The 5,870-nt window shown below is 46.3% G+C and carries 7 protein-coding genes; 2 read left to right on the top strand and 5 right to left on the bottom strand.

Features of this window, described 5'->3' with window-relative positions:
- Positions 1-38 precede the first annotated feature (38 nt).
- The 5 genes from KW93_RS12415 to KW93_RS12435 are packed head-to-tail and all read right to left on the bottom strand — an operon-like array spanning position 39 to position 4,378.
- Positions 39-1,115 (bottom strand): ABC transporter substrate-binding protein, encoded by a 1,077-nt coding sequence (locus KW93_RS12415; RefSeq protein ID WP_033543345.1) that lies wholly within the window; start codon positions 1,113-1,115, stop codon positions 39-41.
- Positions 1,116-1,117: 2 nt separating this feature from the next.
- Complete coding sequence (locus tag KW93_RS12420; protein ID WP_033543346.1) at positions 1,118-1,924, bottom strand: ABC transporter permease; 807 nt, start codon at positions 1,922-1,924, stop codon at positions 1,118-1,120.
- Positions 1,908-2,726 (bottom strand): ABC transporter permease, encoded by an 819-nt coding sequence (locus KW93_RS12425; protein ID WP_033543347.1) that lies wholly within the window; start codon positions 2,724-2,726, stop codon positions 1,908-1,910. The genes KW93_RS12420 and KW93_RS12425 overlap by 17 nt, the downstream gene beginning before the upstream one ends.
- Positions 2,716-3,822 (bottom strand): ABC transporter ATP-binding protein, encoded by a 1,107-nt coding sequence (locus KW93_RS12430; protein ID WP_033543348.1) that lies wholly within the window; start codon positions 3,820-3,822, stop codon positions 2,716-2,718. Before KW93_RS12430 ends, KW93_RS12425 begins: the two co-directional genes overlap by 11 nt.
- 16 nt (positions 3,823-3,838) lie before the next feature.
- On the bottom strand, positions 3,839-4,378 hold the full coding sequence (locus KW93_RS12435) for a helix-turn-helix domain-containing protein (protein ID WP_033543349.1): 540 nt from the start codon (positions 4,376-4,378) through the stop codon (positions 3,839-3,841).
- 301 nt (positions 4,379-4,679) lie between these two features.
- Here KW93_RS12435 and KW93_RS12440 point away from each other — a divergent pair, with 301 nt between their 5' ends.
- On the top strand, positions 4,680-4,976 hold the full coding sequence (locus tag KW93_RS12440) for a hypothetical protein (protein ID WP_033543350.1): 297 nt from the start codon (positions 4,680-4,682) through the stop codon (positions 4,974-4,976).
- Positions 4,977-5,043: 67 nt separating this feature from the next.
- Positions 5,044-5,703: a potassium channel family protein gene (locus KW93_RS12445; RefSeq protein ID WP_033543351.1), complete on the top strand. Its 660-nt coding sequence runs from the start codon at positions 5,044-5,046 to the stop codon at positions 5,701-5,703.
- Positions 5,704-5,870: the final 167 nt, after the last annotated feature.

Here is a 5,870-nt window from a genome sequence, read left to right on the forward strand (position 1 = left end):
TGAGCCTGGCATATTATTTTGCCAGACTCACCTTTAGCTTACTTTTCCATATCCATTTTAAATTCAAGGAATAATTCATTGTAGATGCCCAGCATCTCAAGTCCGAGGTTCTCGTATACTTCCAGGCGTTCGCGCATTTCTTCTGTCGGGTAGAAGCGCTCATCACCCGTTATTTCCGGATCCATCAATCCCATTGCCGCCTGGTTTGGCGTGGAATAGCCTACATAGTCAGCATTTTGTGCTGCCACTTCCGCATTTAGCATGAAGTTGATGAACTCATGTGCTCCGTCGACATTGTCTGCGGTAGCAGGAATGATCATATTATCAAACCATAAGTTTGAGCCTTCCTCCGGTATAGAGTAGTCAATGTTTTCATTAATATACATCATATCGGCCGCCTGCCCGGACCAGGTAAGTGCGACAGCGGCTTCTTCACGGCGCATCATTTCCACGATTTCATCGCCGATAATGGCTTTTACATTTGGCCCAAGCGTTTTCAGTTTATCGGTTGCTTCACGAAGTTCGCCCAAGTCTTTGGAATTGAGGGAATAGCTCAGGCTGTTGAGTCCCATGCCGATCACTTCACGGGCAGAGTCCACAAGAATGACTTCCTGCTCAAGTGTCGGATCCCAGAGATCATCCCAGCTTTCGAATGTCTGGCCTTCCAGTAAAGACGGGTTGAAAGCGATGCCGACCGTTCCCCAGAAATAAGGAATGGAATATTCATTGCCGGGATCGAAAGAAAGATCCAGAAAATAAGGGTCGATATTTTCAAGATTTGTGATTTTAGTCAGATCAATGGGTTGCAGAAGACCGGCTTCCTTCATTTTTTCGATTGCATATTCAGACGGCATCGCAACATCATAGCTGGTACCGCCCTGTTCTATTTTTGTCATCATCGCTTCATTGGAATCAAAAGTTTCATAGACGACAGTAATGCCGCTTTCTTCTTCAAATTGGCTGACGAGTTCAGGGTCAATATATTCGCCCCAGTTGAACACCGTGATAGTGCCGCCTCCTCCTGCAGAAGAAGAACTTTCCAGCACGGAAACAGCGTACATCAGGATTCCCGAAATCACGATGATTGCAAGGCTTGCGCGTATTAGGTCTTTCATGGTCAGTTGCCTCCTCCTGGTGGTCGGACGGTCATGCGTGCGCGGTTGCTGAAGATATAATAGCCGAGCACAAGTCCGAGAGTCACTAAGAATATCAGAGCGGACAGGGCATTGATCGTGAGCGTGATGCCGGCACGTGCCATCGAGTAAATTTCAACGGAAAGCGTCGCAAAGCCATTGCCTGTTACAAAGAAGGTGACAGCGAAATCATCCAGTGAATATGTCAGGGCCAAAAAGAATCCGGCGAATATGCCCGGCTTGATATATGGCAGGATGACTCTTGTCAGAATGTCGCGTTTTGAGGCCCCGAGATCGGTTGCTGCATCGATCAGGGAATCGCTCATTTCCATCAACTTCGGCAGCACCATGATGACCACGATCGGAATGCAGAAGGCGATGTGGGAAATCAGCACCGACGCAAATCCGAGCTTGACGCCAATCATCGTAAACAGGATCAGGAAAGACGCGCCGATGATGACATCCGGACTGACGATCAGAATCGTGTTCAGCGACAAAACGGCATTGCGCATTTTGCGGTTACGCAAAAAGACGATTCCGATGGCGCCGAGCACGCCAATTGCCGTTGAAATCAACGCGGACAGCAAAGCGACGATAACAGTATTCAATACAATGATGATCAGGCGCGTGTCATTGAACACTGCCGCGTAATGCTCAAGTGTGAATCCATCAAAGCTCGACATCGTGCCGCCGCTGTTGAATGAGTAGAAAATCAGGTAAAAAATCGGTGCGTAAAGGATGATAAAGACCAGAGCCAGGTAGATTCTGGCGGCATTACTTAATTTTCCCATTGACCGTACCTCCTTTTTCACCGGTAACCATCATGACAATAATCATGAACAGAATCAGGAAGACGGCAATAGTTGAGCCCATGCCCCAGTTTTGGGTTACAAGGAATTGCTGTTCAATCGCTGTTCCAAGAGTGATGACTTTATTCCCTGCGATGAGCCTTGTGATGACGAATAACGACAGGGCTGGGATGAAGACCACCTGGATACCGGCTTTCACTCCATTGATCGCGAGCGGGAAAATGACGCGCGTGAAAGTCGTCCAGGATGAGGCGCCCAAATCTCTTGAAGCATCAATTAAAGCAGGGTTGATGCGGTCAAGTGAGTTGAAGATCGGCAGCACCATGAACGGGATGAAGATATATACGGCTACAAAGATAAAACTGAAATCCGTGAACAGGATCTGCAGGCGCTCTGAGCCGATGGCAGCGAGCAGGTTATTGGCGGGTCCATACAGGCCGAAAATTCCGATGAACGCATAAGCTTTCAAGAGCAGATTAATCCATGAAGGAATGATGATCAGCAGGAGCCATAATTGTTTATGTTTCGTTTTCGTTAGCCAATAAGCTGTCGGATACGCCACCAGCAGCGAGATCAATGTAATGAGAAACGCGTACCAGAAAGAACTCAGCGTCAGGCGCAGATAGACGGAAGAAAAGAAGTTCCTGTAATTGTCCAGTGTCAGGTTGCCGGCAATATCAAAAAATGAAAAGTACAGGACCAGCGCGATCGGCGAGATGACAAACAGCACAATCCAAAGGTAATACGGAATCAGGTAAAAGGGATTGGTCGAATTATTTTTCATAGCCTGCTGCTCCATAAGCTTCCAGTCTTGCGTCAAAAGCCTCTTCCGATTCATTCAGGCGCATGACGTGGATGGCTTCAGGTTCAAAATCGAGGCCGATCCTTGATCCGACTTCCACTTTCTTTGTAGAGTGCACGAGCCATTCATTGCCGACTTCATCGACTGTCGAAATTTCATAATGGACACCACGGAACAGCTGGCTGTCAACAGTCACCGTAATTTTTCCTCTTTCCAGACGGCTGATGTGAAGATCTTCCGGGCGGATGACGATTTCCACTTTCTCATTTTTGTTCAGGCCTTTATCGACGCATTCAAATTCCTGGTTGGCGAAGCGCACACGATAGTCATCGATCATCACTGCATCGACGATATTGGATTCGCCGATGAAATCCGCGACAAAACGGTTGATCGGTTCATCGTAGATATCCATCGGTGTCCCGCTTTGCTGAATTTCCCCGGACTTCATGACAAAGATTTCGTCGGACATAGCGAGTGCTTCTTCCTGGTCATGCGTAACGAAGATGAAGGTTTTTCCAAGGCGCTGCTGCAGCTCGCGCAATTCATACTGCATTTCTGTGCGCAATTTCAAATCGAGTGCGGACAGCGGTTCGTCCAGCAGGATCACTTCCGGGTCATTGACGATGGCGCGTGCAATGGCAACCCGCTGACGCTGGCCTCCGGACATTTCATCAATATTGCGTCTTTCATAGCCGTGGAGATTAACGAATTCAAGCGCTTCAAGAACGCGTTGCTCGATTTCCGCTTTCTTCAGCTTTTTGATGCGCAGGCCGAATGCCACGTTTTCAAAAACATTCAAATGCGGAAACAGGGCATAATCCTGGAATACGGTATTTACCTGCCGTTCATTGGCAGGAAAATCGTTGACGATTTCACCTTCAATATAGATATCGCCTTTTGTCGGCTTGATGAACCCTGCAATTAGACGAAGGATGGTTGTTTTACCGCAGCCCGACGGTCCGAGCAATGTATAGAACTTTCCGCGCTCGAGTTCAAAGCTGACATTATTCAGCACATTGCCGGCCCCTTCATAAATTTGTGTTACGTTCTCGAAACGGATGATTGAATCTCCGGACATGACATTACCTCCTGAATTATAAATATGAGTGGGTCGCACTGATGATCATTTCGCATTTGCCTTTTCCGGCATTGAAAAGCTGGTGATGCTGTGATGCTTCGTAATAGATGGAATCTCCGGCTACAGCAATATATTCTTCCTGCCCCAGCACAAGCCGGACTTTGCCTTCAAAAACATAGATGAAGGTCTCTGCCTGGGAGGGTTCAAATTGTTTATATTGCCCTTCCTCGGAAAGAGTCAGGTAGATTGGTTCCATTTCCTTCTTATAGGAAGTGGGGATGAGCCAGTCGACTTCATAACCGACTTCCTCATCCTTATAGACACGGTGGTCTTTGGATGAGTAGATAACCTGCGGAGACTCGCCGTCTTCAAAAAATTCCTTTGGAGTTGTGCCCAAAACTTCGAGCAGCGTAAAAAATGTTTCAAGCGATGGTGAATTCATGTCCCGTTCCAGCTGGGAAATAAAGCCTTTGCTCAAATCCGTGCGCTCGCCTAATTCTTCCTGGGTCAATCCATTTTTTAAGCGGAGACTTTTGATTTTAGAACCAATGTCCATGTGGATTCCTCCATTTATTTGTAAAAACGGTTTATCGGCAGCAAACTTTCAGTTTCTAAAGTTTAGTTAAAATACACTCATAGTTTACTATGATTATTTAGTATAATGCAATCATTACAGTAAAAATTAAAGTAAAAAATAATTAATTTAATTGGTCTGTATCTATTGCAATGTACCAGGTGTTTTTACTATTATAGAGAAAGTGCAAAAAGATTATTTTATTATAATTAAAACACTATTTATAAATGAGGCATACATCTGGGCTAAAAACAGCCTGTCCACTAATTTAGGAGTGACACACATGAATGACAAAATGAATTTTTTCCTGGATCCGAAAGATCGGGCAGCGCAAAAATCATCTATTATGAATTATAAGCAGGATGAGCAGGGGCTGTATCTTATGGCCAACAAGAAGCTCATCAACTGGATGGAAGTCCATACCTATTGCCACCACTGTCTGTCACCATTGACTTTTGACGATGAATTTGATGCAAGTTATTGCGCCGGCTGCAATGAATGGCGTGAAGAAGCCTGTACGGATACCGACTGTGAATATTGTGAGAACCGACCGAAACGACCTCTTGACCCTCGCCGATAAGCGGGGTTTTTTAATGCGTGAAAAATTGTGATAGACTGTAATCATGGCAAGAGGCTGGAGGATGGACATGAAAAAGGAATTTGTGGTTATAGGACTTGGCAGGTTCGGGGGCAGCATTGTCCGCGAATTGATCGAACAGGATGCAGATGTCATGGCAATTGATATTGATACGGAGCGGGTGGATGAATTTGCGGGCATCGCCACGCAGGCGGTGGTGGCTGACACGACCGATGAAGCTGTGCTGAAATCTTTGGGTGTCCGCAATTTTGAACATGTTATTGTGGCAATCGGAGAAAATATTCAGGCCAGCATCCTGACGACATTGATGCTGAAGGAAATCGGCGTGAAGAAAATTACGGTGAAAGCACAAAATGATTATCATGCGAAAGTACTGGATAAAATCGGAGCCGACAAGGTCGTGCATCCGGAACGTGATATGGGAATCCGTATTGCGCATAATATGCTGTCCAATAATGTGCTGGATTATCTGGAGCTGTCGGATGAGCATTCAATCATGGAAGTGAAGGCAAATGAAAAACTGGCAGGCTATACGCTTATCGGCCTTGATATCCGGGCAAAATACGGCATCAATATTGTAGCCGTCAAGCGCGGCAAGGATATCATCGTTTCGCCGCAGGCGGATATGGAAATTGAGCTCCAGGATATCCTGATCATCATCGGCTCAGACGCGGACATCAACCGCTTCGAGAAGAAGATGCTGAACTAGGCAATATAATAGAACAAACAAAAAAGGAGGCCCCATATCGGGACCTCCTTTTGCATTTCGTTTTATCTGTCTAGACTCCGGCGACCCAGCTGTTCGGGTCATAAGCCGATACAGCTGCGTGGCCAAGGCCACTTCGCTGTTCCGTCTTATGCCTTTCAGAGCTTAAC

It is taken from the genome of Planococcus sp. CAU13 (assembly GCF_000775575.1).
Taxonomy (GTDB): domain Bacteria; phylum Bacillota; class Bacilli; order Bacillales_A; family Planococcaceae; genus Planococcus.

Coding starts and splice junctions, on each gene's coding strand:
- KW93_RS12445 (WP_033543351.1), top strand. CDS start 5,044: ATGAAAAAGGAATTTGTGGTTATAGGACTTGGCAGGTTCGGGGGCAGC.
- KW93_RS12430 (WP_033543348.1), bottom strand. CDS start 3,822: ATGTCCGGAGATTCAATCATCCGTTTCGAGAACGTAACACAAATTTAT.
- KW93_RS12415 (WP_033543345.1), bottom strand. CDS start 1,115: ATGAAAGACCTAATACGCGCAAGCCTTGCAATCATCGTGATTTCGGGA.
- KW93_RS12425 (WP_033543347.1), bottom strand. CDS start 2,726: ATGAAAAATAATTCGACCAATCCCTTTTACCTGATTCCGTATTACCTT.
- KW93_RS12440 (WP_033543350.1), top strand. CDS start 4,680: ATGAATGACAAAATGAATTTTTTCCTGGATCCGAAAGATCGGGCAGCG.
- KW93_RS12435 (WP_033543349.1), bottom strand. CDS start 4,378: ATGGACATTGGTTCTAAAATCAAAAGTCTCCGCTTAAAAAATGGATTG.
- KW93_RS12420 (WP_033543346.1), bottom strand. CDS start 1,924: ATGGGAAAATTAAGTAATGCCGCCAGAATCTACCTGGCTCTGGTCTTT.